Genomic DNA, 12,360 nt, shown 5'->3' with positions numbered 1-12,360 from the left:
CGTACTAGTTGAGCGGCACCGGATTTGCGTTCAGGTCCTGCGTGAGTGCCGCTCGGGTCCTGGGCGTTCCCGACGAGTTACCCGTGTCCGCACGAGATCAGGTGTTCCGATCGAACGCGGCCGATCTCCGCGACCGCGCCGGGATCACTGCCTCAGTTGAAGGAGTCGCCGCAGGCGCAGGAGCCGGTGGCGTTCGGGTTGTCGATGGTGAAGCCCTGCTTCTCGATGGTGTCGACGAAGTCGATCGAGGCGCCCTGCACGTACGGCGCGCTCATCCGGTCGACGGCCAGCGTGACGCCGCCGAAGTCGACGGTCAGGTCGCCGTCGAGCGAGCGGTCGTCGAAGAACAGCTGGTAACGCAGGCCGGCACAACCACCCGGCTGCACCGCGATTCGCAGCGCCAGGTCGTCGCGACCCTCCTGGTCGAGCAGGGCCTTCGCCTTCGCGGCGGCGGCGTCGGTCAGAGTCACACCGTGGGTGGCGGTCTCGTTCTGCACAGTCATGAACTCTCCTCGAGGAACCTGTGGTCAACCCGTGAACAGCGCACGGGTCGTGTCGGTCAACACCACTCGGCAGGCTGCTATTCCTCCATCTTGCCACCACCCCCGCCGCGACGGCGCGCAACCTCCGTGACCCCGCACACTCCCGGCGAATCGGACCGCATTTCTCGCCGCGCTACCCATCGAATAGCCTGGTCGATGTGAAATTGTTCCGTCGCGGCGAGTCCAGCACCACCGACGCGACCGCCGAATCGACGGTGGTCACGGACGGCGACTCGGCCGCGGGCACCACCCGCGCGGCGGCGACGGCCACCGCGGGCAAGGGCCGTCCCACCCCGAAACGCCGTGACGCGCAAGGCAAGCGCCGCGGCCCGATAGCGCCCGCCCCGCTCACCGCCAAGGAGGCCCGCGCCCGGCGCAAGGCCGCGCGGGGCACCAGAGCCGAGCGCAAGGCCGCGGCCGCGAAACGGCGCGAGGCCGCCGCGGATCGGCGCGAGCGCATGCTCGCGGGCGAGGACAAGTACCTTCCGCCCCGCGACCAGGGGCCGGTCCGGGCCTTCGTCCGCGACATCGTCGACGCCCGGCGCAACCTGGTCGGCCTGTTCATGCCGATGGCGCTGGTGCTGATCTTCTCGATGTTCCTCGCCCCCGCGCTGCAGACCGTCGTCACGTTGGCCATGCTGGTGATGATGCTGTTCATGGGCATCGAGGGCGTCCTGCTCGGCCGGGTGGTGAACAACCGGGTCAGGGAGCGTTTCCCGGAGACCACCGACGGCGGATACCGCCTCGGCTGGTACGCCTTCGTCCGCGCGTCGCAGATCCGCAAGATGCGCGCCCCGAAACCACGGGTCGGCCCGGGCGACGCTGTGTAGTTTTTCCAGCGCCTGCGGCGCTGGGTGTTCGCGGCCCCTTTGTGGCTCGCGTGTGCGCGGCCGCCGCTTGCTCCTTCGTCGCGTACGCGGCGGCCGCGCACACGCGAGCCGGGCCGCGAACGGCGGATGCTCGGTCTCGCTTCGCTCGAAAGTCATAGTTGGGGTGCGCTGGGCGCGTCGGTGGCGAAGCTACTGATCAGGTGCGCACCGTCCGGAGTGGCTAGTCGGCTGGCCGTCCGGGGTGACTGGTCGGACGGCCGTCCGCCGCGCCGGTCGCAGCCTTCGGCTTGATCGGGTCGGCGGTCGGCGCCTACTCCTTCGTCGCCTATGCAGCGGCCGCGCACGCGGGCTGGGCTGCGGATGACAGGTGCACGGTTTCCGTCGCGCGATCAGAGCGATTCGGCTGGGTCAGCGGTGGTGGGTGTTGCGGCCGAGGATGGCGGTCAATTCTGCGTGCAGCCGTTGTGCGTCGCGGTCGATCACCTGCGCGGAGCCCGCGCGGTCGGTGCCGCGGGCGACGAGTGTGGCGAACGCCACGATGACTGCCAAGGTGATGAGGAAAGTAACCATGGCAGTAATTTTGCGGTCAATGATTTACCGCCGACAGTGGCGGTACCGACATTGTTCGTCAAAATCCGGCCACTAGACTGGCGGCATGCTGTCGAAGGTCGCCGTGGTGCTGTCCGAACGCATGGCCATGTTCGAATTCGGGGTCATCTGTGAGGTTTTCGGGCTCGACCGCACCGCCGACGGACTACCCGCCTTCGATTTCCGGGTGTGCGGGGCCGAGCCGGGCGTCCCGTTGCACTCCACCAGCCCCGGTATCACCGTCACACCTGAGTACGGGCTGGAAGAGCTGGCGGCGGCCGATCTGGTGGCCATCCCCGCCGCCGCGGCCGATCGGGGGTTCGATCCGCGGATCGTCACGGCCGTCCGCGACGCGGCGGCCGCCGGGGCGACCGTGCTCACCGTGTGTTCCGGCGCGTTCCTGGCCGGTGCGGCCGGGCTGCTCGACGGCCGTAAGTGCACCACGCATTGGCGCTACGTGGAGCAACTCGCCGCCGAGTATCCCGCGGCGACCGTCGATCCGGATGTGCTGTTCGTCGACGAGGGCGATCTGATCACCAGCGCGGGCACCGCCGCGGGCATCGACGCCTGCCTGCACCTGGTGCGCCGCGAACTCGGCAGCGGCGTGGCCAACGCGATCGCGCGGCGGATGGTGGTCCCGCCGCAGCGCGACGGCGGGCAGCGCCAGTTCATCGAACGCCCGGTCGCGGCCTGCACCTCCGACAGCCTCATTCCCACCCTGGAGTGGATGAACGAGCACCTGGATCTGCCGCACACGGTGGAAGACCTGGCCACACGCGCCAACATGTCCACCCGGACCTTCGCGCGCCGTTTCGCCGCCGAGACCGGAACCACCCCGGTGAAATGGCTCACCAACCAGCGCGTACTGCTGGCCAAGCAACTGCTCGAGGGAACCGACCTCGGACTGGAACAGATCGCCGCCCGCTCCGGCTTCGGCTCCGGCGCGCTCCTGCGCCACCATTTCCAGCGCCTCGTCGGCATCGCCCCCACCGAGTACCGCCGCCGCTTCGGGCGCAGCTCGGACGCCTCCGCCTGATCACGGAGCCATACAGCCGACCGGCTTTCCGCGTACGTCCGAGACGTCTCGGCATACTCGCCCCGGTTCATCGAGCACCGTTGCTGGTCGCCGTCTGTTCGGCCTACCGTCACAGATTCACCGCGGCTGCGCCTGCCCCATCTTCGGAGTTCCCCGCCCGGACCGGGCATGCCTCGAGAGTCACGCGGCAATCCGCGGTTCGGTTGATACCGTGCACTCGTGTCCGAGACTCCCGCGCCTACGCCACGCAGCATCCTCGTTCTGGGTGGCGCGCGGTCGGGGAAGTCGGCGTTCGCGGAGGACCTGGCCGTGCGGGCGGGCGGCCGAGTACGCTACCTCGCCACCGCCGTGCCCGACCCCGCCGATCATGATTTCGCCGAGCGCATCGCCGCACACCGAGGCCGACGCCCAGCGGGCTGGTCGACCATCGAAAGCGCCGACCCCACAGCGGTTCTCCTCGCAGCCATGCCGAGCCCGCCGCCGGTCACCCTGATCGACGACATCGGCACCTGGCTGACCGCCCGCATCGACGCGCGCGAAGCTTGGGAAGCGCCGCGCGGCACGGTCGCTCCCGACACCGACGCGCTGGTCTCTGCCGTCGCCGCCTACACCGGCGACCTCGTGATCGTCAGCCCGGAGGTGGGTATGGGCGTCATCCCGGCCACGCGTTCGGGCCGTCTCTTCCGCGACGAGATCGGCACCCTCAACCAGCGCTTGGCCCAGGTCTGCGACGAGGCTTTCCTGGTCGTCGCGGGCCTCCCCCTCCGTCTCAAGTAGCCGCCGTTCGCAGCGCTCCCTCGTTGCGAGCAACCACCGACCGCGACAGGCGGCCCGCGACGCGCCGGGCGACGCAGCCGCGGCTCGGCGGCGTCGGAGGACTGCCTGGTCACTTGGATGTCGCGGCCGGAAAACGCGTGTTGTCGCCCCGGAATCCCCGGCCGCGCCGCCGGTCGCCCGCCGCGTTTCCTGCATGTGCGCCGACCACTGCGCGAGACGATCGCCGGGACGTCGTCGCAGAGGCTCCTGGCTCCGACCTCGATCACACCGCTGTGTCGAGCAGGTCGCGCCCTTGGCGCCGATTCGCGACGTCGATCATGGTGTCACCTGCGCCGATCACCGACCCGGCTCGCGGAGGTCTCGCCGACACACCGCCGACCCGGAGCAGGCCGCGTCCTACCTTCTCCGGCAGCGAACCGGCAGGTGGTCCTGCGGCGCGTCGAGCGGCTACGCCGTGATCAGGTCACGGCCCCACGGCGTGGAAGGGCAATGGCAAGATTGGGCGGCGTAGTCGGCGGGACCGCCATGACCGAAAGGCTCGATAGTGACGCACGGATTCGGACCGGTAGCGCCTCCGGACACACAGTTTCGTGCGGCGGCCGAGCAGCGGCAAGCCCAGCTGACCAAACCCGCTGGTGCACTGGGCCGATTGGAGCAACTCGGCAACTGGGTGGCGGCCTGCCAGGGCGCCTGCCCGCCGAAGCAGTTCGAGCGCGCCAGGGTCGTGGTCTTCGCCGGGGATCACGGCATCGCGCGGCACGGGGTGTCGGCGTATCCGAGCGAGGTCACCGCGCAGATGGTCGCGAATTTCCTCGGCGGCGGCGCAGCGGTGAACGCGCTGGCGGCGGTGGCCGGCGCGACGGTCAGGGTGGCGGACATCTCCGTCGACGCCGACACCGACCCGCAGGTGTCCAAGCACAAGGTGCGCCGCTCCAGCGGGGCGATCGATCGCGAGGACGCGCTCACCGCCGACGAGGTCCAGGCGGCGATCGAGGCGGGCCGCGCCATCGCCGACGAGGAGATCGACGCGGGCGCGGACCTGCTGATCGCGGGTGACATGGGTATCGGCAACACCACACCCGCCACCGTGCTCATCGCGAGCCTGACCAATACCGAACCGGTCGCCGCCGTGGGGCGCGGCACGGGCGTCGACGATGCCGGATGGATCCGCAAGGTCGCCGCGATCCGCGATGCGATGCGGCGCGCGCGCCCGGTGGTGAAGGACCCGGTCGAACTGCTCCGCGTGGCCGGTGGCGCCGACTTCGCCGCGTTGGCCGCGTTCCTCGCCCAAGCCGCCACCCGGCGCACACCCGTCGTCCTTGACGGCGTCGTCGTGACGGCCGCGGCGATGGTCGCCGAGGACCTCGCCGCGGGCGCGAGCGCTTGGTGGCTGGCCGGTCACCGCTCCACCGAACCGGCGCACGACCTCGCGCTGCGACACCTGCGCCTGGAACCCCTGCTCGACCTGACCATGCGCCTCGGCGAGGGCTCCGGCGCGCTGACCGCCCTCCCGATCCTCCGCTCGGCGGTGGCCGCCCTCGCGGAGATGTCGACCTTCGCCGAAGCGGGTGTCAGCACCGCCGACGCCGAACCGGCGAGCGCCCCGCCGAACCTGCGAAAGTCGTGAACGGTACCCGGCTGGCGATTTCCTGGCTCACGGTGCTGCCGGTGCGCGGGCCGGATGCCGTCGACCGGGCCGCGGCGGGCCGTGCGATCCTGCTGGCGCCGCTGGTCGGCGCGCTGCTCGGAGCCGGAGCCGCGGGTTTGCTGTGGGCGCTGAGCCGGGCCGGGGCGAGCGCGGCGCTGGCCGGGTTGCTGGTGGTCGGCGCGCTGGCGTTGATCACCAGGGGCATGCACCTCGACGGCTTGGCCGACACCTTGGACGGACTCGGCAGCTACGGTCCGCCGGAGCGGGCCAGGCAGATCATGAAGAGCGGCGGGGCCGGCCCGTTCGGTGTCGCGGGGCTCGCGTTCGCCATCGGCATACAGGCGTTCTCGTTCGCGTCCTTGGCCGACTCGGCCCGATGGTTCGCCGTCGCCCTCGCCGTGGCCACCGGCCGCGTCGCGGTGATCCTCGCCTGCCGTGGTGTCCCGGCCGCGCCTGGCACCGGGTTCGGCGTCCTGGTCGCGGACACGCAGTCGGCCACCGCCGCGGCCTTCTGGTCCGTGACCACGGTGGGTCTGGCCGTGTTCGCGGTTCCGCGCTGCCCGTGGCTCGGCCCCTTGGCCGTCGCCCTCGGCCTGACCGCCTCCACGCTCCTGGTCCGGCACTGCGCGCGCCGCTTCGGCGGGCTCTCGGGTGACGTCCTCGGCGCGGCGGTCGAGACCACCGTTGCGCTCACGGCAGTCGTCCTGTCACTCACCGTCCAGCCCGTCTGACCGTCCCCGAGAGGCCGGATGGAACGTTGTCCGGGGTGAATCAGCGGCGAGAGTCTGAGTCACTGGAATTTTTCCGGCCGTGGTGCGCGGATCGTCTGGGTCGGGCAATAAGGTGGGCGGTATGTCTTCTGAGCGCCTGTATTTTCGCCAGCTGTTGTCGGGACGCGACTACGCCGTGGGCGATCCGATCGCGACGCAGATGCGCAACTTCGCGTATCTGATCGGCGATCGGGAAACAGGCGAGTGCGTGGTGATCGATCCCGCCTACGCCGCGGGTGATCTGGTCGACATCGCCGAGGGCGACGGTCTGCGCTTGAGCGGGGTGCTCGCCACCCACCACCACCCCGACCACGTGGGTGGCACGATGCTCGGCTTCACCCTGCGCGGGGTACGCGAGCTGCTCGAAAAGACAAGCGTCCCAGTGCATGTCAACGCCAAAGAGCTGCCGTGGGTGGCGAATGTCACGGGAATCGCCGAGAGCGAGCTCACCGGCCACGAGCACGGCGACAAGGTCACCGTCGGAGCCTTCGACATCGAATTACTACACACGCCCGGCCACACTCCGGGCAGCCAGTGCTTCCTGTTCGACAACCGCCTCATCGCGGGCGACACCCTTTTCATCGACGGGTGTGGCCGCACCGACTTCCCCGGCGGCGATTCGGACGAGATGTTCCGCAGCCTGCGCTACCTGGCCGGACTCGCGGGCGACCCGGTCGTGTATCCGGGCCACTGGTACTCGCAGGAGCCCAGCGCGGCGCTGTCCACTGTCCGGGACAAAAATTACGTCATGCGCCCGCAGACGCTGGAGCAGTGGCACATGCTGATGCCGGGCTGAGTCACATCCGCCGCATCCAGCCGTGCTTGTCGGCGAAGGTGCCGCGCTGGATGCCGGTGAGGGTGTCCCGCAGGGCCATGGTCACCGTGCCGGGCTCGCCACCGCCGATGGTGAATTCGCCCGCATCGGAACGAACCCAGCCGACAGGCGTGATCACCGCGGCGGTTCCGCACGCGAAAACCTCGGTGATCTCACCGGATTCGGCGCCCTTGCGCCATTCCTCGACCGAGATCCTGCGCTCCTCGACCGGGAAGCCGGAATCGGCGGCGAGGGTGAGCAGCGAGTCGCGAGTGATGCCGGGCAGCAGCGAACCGGACAGTTCCGGGGTGACCAGCCGTGCGTCGGAGCCGGAACCGAAGACGAAGAACAGGTTGTTCGTACCCATCTCCTCGACGTAGCGGCGCTCGCACGCGTCCAGCCACACCACCTGGTCGCATCCCTTGGCCGAAGCCTCCGCCTGCGCCAGCAGGGAAGCGGCGTAGTTGCCCGCGACCTTCGCCTCACCGGTCCCGCCCGGCGCGGCGCGCACGTATTCGGTGGACAGCCACACCCGCACCGGCTTCACGCCACGCGGGAAGTACGCCCCCGCCGGGGAGCCGAGCAGCAGGTACTTGTACGCCGCGGCCGGTTTGACGCCCAGCCCGGCCTCGGTGGCGAACATGAACGGCCGCAGGTACAGCGATTCCTCACCGCCCGCCGCGGGCACCCAGTCGCGGTCCACCTCGAGCAGCTGGCGCACCGACTCGATGAACAGTTCGTCGGGCAGCTCGGCCATCGCCATCCGGCGAGCCGACCGGCGGAAACGCGCGGCGTTGGCGTCGATGCGGAAACAGGAGACGCTGCCGTCGCTCTGCCGGTAGGCCTTCAGGCCTTCGAAGATGGCCTGGCCGTAGTGGAACACCATGGTCGCGGGGTCCAGCGCCAGCGGCCCGTAGGGCTCCACCCGCGCGTTCGTCCACGTGCCGCCGACGTAATCGATCGAGACCATGTGATCGGTGAAGTACCGCCCGAACCCCGGCTCCGTCAGTACCTCCTGTCGCCGCTGCGCCGGAAGCGGCGCGGGGTGCGGAATACGGGTGAACTGTGCGGCAGCGGTCATGGCGACGATCCTATCCGGCCCCGTTGCGGGCATTTCGCCACGGTCCACCCCCCTCCCCGCGCGGCCGAGCGCCGCCGGGGCCTGCGGAAAGCGGCTACTTCGTGCTGGTCCGGACGAACGGCGGGCGAACGATCTCGCAGCGCAGGCGGCGGCCGCGCACGTCGACCTCGACCTCGGCGCCGGGCTCGAGGCCCGCCCCGGTGTCGAGCAGGGCCAGCGCGATACCGAGCTTGAGGGTGGGCGAGAAGGTCCCTGAGGTGGTTTCGCCGACCGGCTCGCCATCGCGCAGCACGGTTTGCCCCTGCCGGAGCACACCGCGGTCGAGCGCCTTCAGCCCCAGCAGGATTCGGCGCGGACCAGCCGACTTCTCCTGTTCCAGCGCGGCCTTCCCCCAGAACTGCGGCTTCTGCCAGCCGACCGCCCAACCGCAGCGCGCCTGCACCGGGGAGATGTCGAGGGAGAGTTCGTGCCCGTGCAGCGGATAGCCCATCTCCGTGCGCAGGGTGTCGCGGGCGCCGAGCCCGGCCACCTGGCCCTCAGCGGCACGCACCTGCTCGACCGCGGCGCGGAACAGCGGTTCGGCGTCGTCCCAGCGGGGCAGCAACTCGTAGCCGTGCTCGCCGGTGTACCCGGTGCGGCAGACCCGGACCGGGCGGCCGTCCCAGTCGGCGTCGGCGTAGGCCATGTACTCGAGGTCGGCGGGCAGCCCGAGCGCGCTCAGCACCTCGACGGAGCGCGGGCCCTGCACGGCGAACACGGCGTAGTCGCGGTGCTCGTCGCTCACCGTGACGCCTTCGGGCGCGGCCTTGCGCAGTTCCGCGACGACCGCCGCGGTGTTGGCGGCGTTGGGCACCAGGAAGATGTCGTCGTCGGAGACGTAGTAGGCGATCAGGTCGTCGATCACGCCGCCGTCGGGGGCGCAGCACAGCGTGTACTGCGCCTTGCCCGGCCGGATCCGGCCCAGATCGTTGGTCAGCGCCGAGTTCACGAACGCCGCGGCGCCGTGGCCGCGCACCGTCGCCTTGCCGAGGTGGCTGACGTCGAACAGCCCCACCGTCGTGCGAACCGCCTGGTGCTCGGTCACCGTGCCCGCGTAGGACACCGGCATCTCCCAGCCGCCGAACGGCGCGAAGGTCGCCCCCAGCTCGACGTGCACGGCGTGGATGGGTCCTTGCAGGAGGTTCGTCTCGGTCACCAGCCGAGCTTATCCGGGCCGGGTCCGGCCGAGTCCCGCACGCGCTGCGGCCGGTACCACATCGGGATGAGCGTCGGGCCGTTCTCCGGCAACGTGTGCGTCGTTCCGGTCGGCGCGAATCCGCAGCGGCGGTAGAGCCGGGCGGATCGCTCGGTGCTGGCTTCCAGGAACGCCGGGACGCCGGCTTCGGAGGCCGCTGCCAACCGATCGGCCAGGATCGCCGCACCGGCTCCCTGACCGCGATGCTCCGGCACCGTGACGATCACTTGCAGGTAGCGGTGCGGGAACTCGCGGGGATGCTCGCGGGCGAGCAGGTCGGTGACGATCGCCAGCCGCTGCGCCACGCGCAGATCGGGAGCCTGTTCGAGCATGGTCCGCGCCTCGGCGGCTTCGTCGGCGAATCGCTCCACCGAGGTGACGTGCTGCCAGATCGATATCGACCAGATCTCCTCGCCCGCCCCCGCGACCCAGATCTCGTCCTCGCGCAACGCCCGGTCGACCAGGCCGGGCACGAACGCGGTGCGCAAACCCGCGTCGGACTGCCCTTCGAGCACCCACGCGGTCACCACCTCGTCCGCGCTGGCGATGCCGAACGCCTCGATCAGCGCGTCGCGGTCCGCGACACCGGCCTGGCGAGCGGTGATTTCCATCCCCGTCCCCTTTCCTCGTGAACACCGTTTTCCGAGCTCGAATCTAGGCAGCTCACAGCGGTATCAGTAGCATTTCGTCACACCTGTTGGTGTGTCGAAAAGGATCGGCGATGACCTGCGCTACCTGCCGCGACGAACTCACCCAGCCCAGCCGGGGCCGGCGGCGCAAATACTGCTCACGCTCCTGCCAGGCCCGCGCCTATCGCGCCCGCCGCGCGGCGATCCCGGTACGTGGCCCCGCTCGTACCACGCGACTGACCACCGTCGGCATCGCCCGCACGGCGGTGGAGCTGGCCGACCGCGACGGAATCGACGGCCTCACCATGCGCCGCCTGGCCAGTGCGCTCGGCGTCGCCACCGCCACCCTCTACCGCCACTTTCCCGACCGGGAAGCGCTGCTGGCGAGCATGGCGGAACTGGTGCTCGCCGAGATCCCGCCGCCAGGGCCGGCGTGCACCGGCCTGCGCCCCCGGCTGCGGCACGAGGCGCACGAGGAGTGGCGCCTCTACCGCAGGCATCCGTGGATGCTGCCGCTGCTGGCGCGGGTGCGCCCGCCGCTGGGCCCCGCGCTGCTGGACGTCCTGGAACGGAACTTCGCCGCCCTCGATCATCCCGGCCTGACCAGGCAGAACGGATTCACCATCTATCTCGCCGTGTCCGGCCTGGTCCAAGGGCTCGCCCTGCTGTGGAGTTCCGAGCGCGCCGACCGCTTCGGCGATCCGCGCGACGCCGCCGAGACGCCCCCTGAGTTCGCCGAGTTGCTCGACCCGGCGCTGCGTCCGGTCCTGCACCGCTACTTCACCGACCTGGACTCCGGCTTCGGCATGGACTTCGACGACCTGCTGGCGAACGCGGTGGAACTGCTGCTCGACGGCGTCGCGCTGCGCCATCCGGAACCAACCGAATAGCCTGTGCCAATGACCGCTGTTGCAGATCGCTCGCTCGGACCGGAACTGGCACGCACCGAGACCATCGGCGCGGACACCGATGTGCTCGTCATCGGCTTGACCTCCTCGGAGGACGGCCCCGCCATCGTGCCCGAGGACCTGTTCGGCGACGTGCTCACCGCCGACGTGCGCGCGGAACTGCTCGATCAGCTCGGCGCGGTGGGCGCCAAGGGCAAGGCCGAGGAACTCACCCGCATTCCGGCGCCCGCCGGACTGGACGGGGTGACCAGCGTCCTCGCCGTCGGGCTCGGCTCCGCCGAGAAACTCGACGCCGAGCAGATCCGCCGCTCGGCCGGTGTCGCCGCCCGCGCGCTGTCGGGCACCGAATTGGTGGTGACCACGCTGTCCGGGCTGGATATCGGCGCCGCCGCCGAGGGCTTCTACCTGGGCGCCTACTCGTTCACGCCGTTCCGCTCGGACAAGTCCGCGCCCAAGCCGGACGAGCGGCCCGTGGCCCGCGTCGAGTTGCTCGTGCCCGAGCCGGGATTCGGCGAAGAAGCCCTGTTCCGCGCGCAGCTCACCGCCGAGGCCGTCGCCACCGCACGGGATTTCGTGAACACCCCGCCCAGCCACCTGTTCCCGGCCGAGTTCGCCTCGCGCGCCCAGGAACTCGCCGAGGCCGCGGGCCTCACCGTCGAGGTGCTCGACGAGAAGGCCCTGGAAGCGGGCGGTTACGGCGGCGTGCTCGGCGTGGGCAAGGGTTCCTCGCGCCCGCCGCGGCTGATCCGGATCACCTACGCGGGCGGCCCGAAGAAGGTCGCGCTGGTCGGCAAGGGCATCACCTTCGACACCGGCGGCATCTCCATCAAGCCCGCGCAGAACATGGAGAACATGACCTCCGACATGGCGGGCGCCGCCGCCGTGATCGCCACGACGCTGCTGGCCGCGCGGCTGAGCCTGCCGATCACCGTCACCGCCACGGTGCCGATGGCGGAGAACATGCCGTCGGCCACCGCGCAGCGCCCCGGCGACGTGCTCACCCAGTACGGCGGCACCACCGTCGAAGTGCTCAACACCGACGCCGAGGGCCGGTTGATCCTCGCCGACGCGATCGTGCGCGCGAGCGAGGACGAGCCGGAGTACCTGATCGACGTGGCCACCCTGACCGGGGCGCAGATGGTCGCGCTCGGCACCCGCACGCCCGGCGTGATGGGCACCGACGAGTTCCGCGACCGGGTGGCCCGCATCTCGCGCGAGGTCGGGGAGAACGGCTGGGCCATGCCGCTTCCCGCCGAACTGCGGGCCGACCTGAACTCCAAGATCGCCGATCTGGCCAATGTCGCGCCGCACCGCTGGGGCGGCATGCTCTCGGCCGGGCTGTTCCTCAAGGAGTTCGTGCCGGAGAACGTGCAGTGGGCCCATCTCGACGTCGCGGGCCCGGCCTACAACACCGGCGGTCCGTTCGGCTACATCGGCAAGGGTGGCACCGGCGTCCCGGTCCGCACGCTGATCGCCGTGCTGCAGGACATCGCCGCGGAGTGA

13 protein-coding genes are annotated in these 12,360 nt (G+C 70.6%); 8 read left to right on the top strand and 5 right to left on the bottom strand.

The annotated features are described in order from the left end of the window. Window positions 1–152: 152 nt before the first annotated feature. The gene (locus ACH49X_RS16205) at window positions 153–503 is read right to left on the bottom strand and encodes an iron-sulfur cluster assembly accessory protein (protein WP_039797033.1); all 351 of its coding nucleotides are present in this window, start codon (window positions 501–503) and stop codon (window positions 153–155) included. A 197-nt stretch (window positions 504–700) separates the two neighbouring features. On the opposite strand from ACH49X_RS16205, the gene ACH49X_RS16200 reads away from it, so the two are divergent. Continuing rightward, entirely contained in the window at window positions 701–1,372 is a 672-nt protein-coding gene (locus tag ACH49X_RS16200; protein ID WP_195077815.1) for a DUF3043 domain-containing protein, read from the top strand. A gap of 408 nt (window positions 1,373–1,780) precedes the next feature. Here the strand turns inward: ACH49X_RS16200 and ACH49X_RS16195 are convergent, their stop codons facing one another. Continuing rightward, window positions 1,781–1,942, bottom strand: a complete 162-nt coding sequence (locus tag ACH49X_RS16195; RefSeq protein WP_195077814.1) for a hypothetical protein — start codon at window positions 1,940–1,942, stop codon at window positions 1,781–1,783. Between the two features lie 85 nt (window positions 1,943–2,027). Between ACH49X_RS16195 and ACH49X_RS16190 the strand changes: the two genes are divergently transcribed. The 5 genes from ACH49X_RS16190 to ACH49X_RS16170 all read left to right on the top strand — a co-directional run bounded on the left by ACH49X_RS16190 (window position 2,028) and on the right by ACH49X_RS16170 (window position 6,987). Then, window positions 2,028–2,996: a helix-turn-helix domain-containing protein gene (locus tag ACH49X_RS16190; protein WP_357205398.1), complete on the top strand. Its 969-nt coding sequence runs from the start codon at window positions 2,028–2,030 to the stop codon at window positions 2,994–2,996. 219 nt (window positions 2,997–3,215) lie between these two features. Next, window positions 3,216–3,773, top strand: a complete 558-nt coding sequence (cobU, locus tag ACH49X_RS16185; RefSeq protein WP_195077812.1) for a bifunctional adenosylcobinamide kinase/adenosylcobinamide-phosphate guanylyltransferase — start codon at window positions 3,216–3,218, stop codon at window positions 3,771–3,773. Between the two features lie 544 nt (window positions 3,774–4,317). Further along, window positions 4,318–5,400 (top strand): nicotinate-nucleotide--dimethylbenzimidazole phosphoribosyltransferase, encoded by a 1,083-nt coding sequence (cobT, locus tag ACH49X_RS16180; protein ID WP_195077811.1) that lies wholly within the window; start codon window positions 4,318–4,320, stop codon window positions 5,398–5,400. Further along, complete coding sequence (locus ACH49X_RS16175) at window positions 5,397–6,152, top strand: adenosylcobinamide-GDP ribazoletransferase (protein WP_357205395.1); 756 nt, start codon at window positions 5,397–5,399, stop codon at window positions 6,150–6,152. The genes cobT and ACH49X_RS16175 overlap by 4 nt, the downstream gene beginning before the upstream one ends. A gap of 121 nt (window positions 6,153–6,273) precedes the next feature. Beyond that, window positions 6,274–6,987 (top strand): MBL fold metallo-hydrolase, encoded by a 714-nt coding sequence (locus ACH49X_RS16170; RefSeq protein ID WP_195077809.1) that lies wholly within the window; start codon window positions 6,274–6,276, stop codon window positions 6,985–6,987. A 1-nt stretch (window position 6,988) separates the two neighbouring features. On the opposite strand, the gene ACH49X_RS16165 is transcribed toward ACH49X_RS16170, so the two are convergent. From ACH49X_RS16165 to ACH49X_RS16155, 3 genes are all read right to left on the bottom strand, one after another. Next, window positions 6,989–8,086 carry a branched-chain amino acid aminotransferase gene (locus ACH49X_RS16165; RefSeq protein WP_195077808.1) on the bottom strand — a complete coding sequence of 366 codons (1,098 nt, stop codon included), beginning with the start codon at window positions 8,084–8,086 and terminating at the stop codon, window positions 6,989–6,991. A gap of 94 nt (window positions 8,087–8,180) precedes the next feature. Next, a complete protein-coding gene (gene gcvT / locus ACH49X_RS16160) occupies window positions 8,181–9,281 on the bottom strand; it encodes a glycine cleavage system aminomethyltransferase GcvT (protein WP_357205392.1) in 1,101 nt (366 codons plus the stop codon). Next, window positions 9,278–9,931, bottom strand: a complete 654-nt coding sequence (locus tag ACH49X_RS16155; RefSeq protein ID WP_357205389.1) for a GNAT family N-acetyltransferase — start codon at window positions 9,929–9,931, stop codon at window positions 9,278–9,280. Before ACH49X_RS16155 ends, gcvT begins: the two co-directional genes overlap by 4 nt. A gap of 110 nt (window positions 9,932–10,041) precedes the next feature. Here ACH49X_RS16155 and ACH49X_RS16150 point away from each other — a divergent pair, with 110 nt between their 5' ends. Both ACH49X_RS16150 and ACH49X_RS16145 read left to right on the top strand, forming a co-directional pair. Next, window positions 10,042–10,839, top strand: coding sequence for a TetR/AcrR family transcriptional regulator (locus ACH49X_RS16150; protein WP_357205386.1), 798 nt, complete (start codon window positions 10,042–10,044; stop codon window positions 10,837–10,839). A gap of 9 nt (window positions 10,840–10,848) precedes the next feature. After that, window positions 10,849–12,360, top strand: coding sequence for a leucyl aminopeptidase (locus ACH49X_RS16145; protein ID WP_195077804.1), 1,512 nt, complete (start codon window positions 10,849–10,851; stop codon window positions 12,358–12,360).

Origin of the sequence: Nocardia sp. NPDC019323, from assembly GCF_044389845.1 — a bacterium.
Taxonomy (GTDB): Bacteria; Actinomycetota; Actinomycetes; order Mycobacteriales; family Mycobacteriaceae; genus Nocardia; species Nocardia implantans.
Note: the sequence above shows the minus strand (reverse complement) of the source record. Positions and strands in the feature narration are given on the sequence as shown.

Bases quoted from the DNA above. Each gene is read 5' to 3' on its own strand.
- ACH49X_RS16190 (WP_357205398.1), top strand. From the start codon at position 2,028: ATGCTGTCGAAGGTCGCCGTGGTGCTGTCCGAACGCATGGCCATGTTC.
- ACH49X_RS16165 (WP_195077808.1), bottom strand. From the start codon at position 8,086: ATGACCGCTGCCGCACAGTTCACCCGTATTCCGCACCCCGCGCCGCTT.
- ACH49X_RS16145 (WP_195077804.1), top strand. From the start codon at position 10,849: ATGACCGCTGTTGCAGATCGCTCGCTCGGACCGGAACTGGCACGCACC.
- ACH49X_RS16205 (WP_039797033.1), bottom strand. From the start codon at position 503: ATGACTGTGCAGAACGAGACCGCCACCCACGGTGTGACTCTGACCGAC.
- ACH49X_RS16150 (WP_357205386.1), top strand. From the start codon at position 10,042: ATGACCTGCGCTACCTGCCGCGACGAACTCACCCAGCCCAGCCGGGGC.
- ACH49X_RS16195 (WP_195077814.1), bottom strand. From the start codon at position 1,942: ATGGTTACTTTCCTCATCACCTTGGCAGTCATCGTGGCGTTCGCCACA.
- ACH49X_RS16155 (WP_357205389.1), bottom strand. From the start codon at position 9,931: ATGGAAATCACCGCTCGCCAGGCCGGTGTCGCGGACCGCGACGCGCTG.
- ACH49X_RS16170 (WP_195077809.1), top strand. From the start codon at position 6,274: ATGTCTTCTGAGCGCCTGTATTTTCGCCAGCTGTTGTCGGGACGCGAC.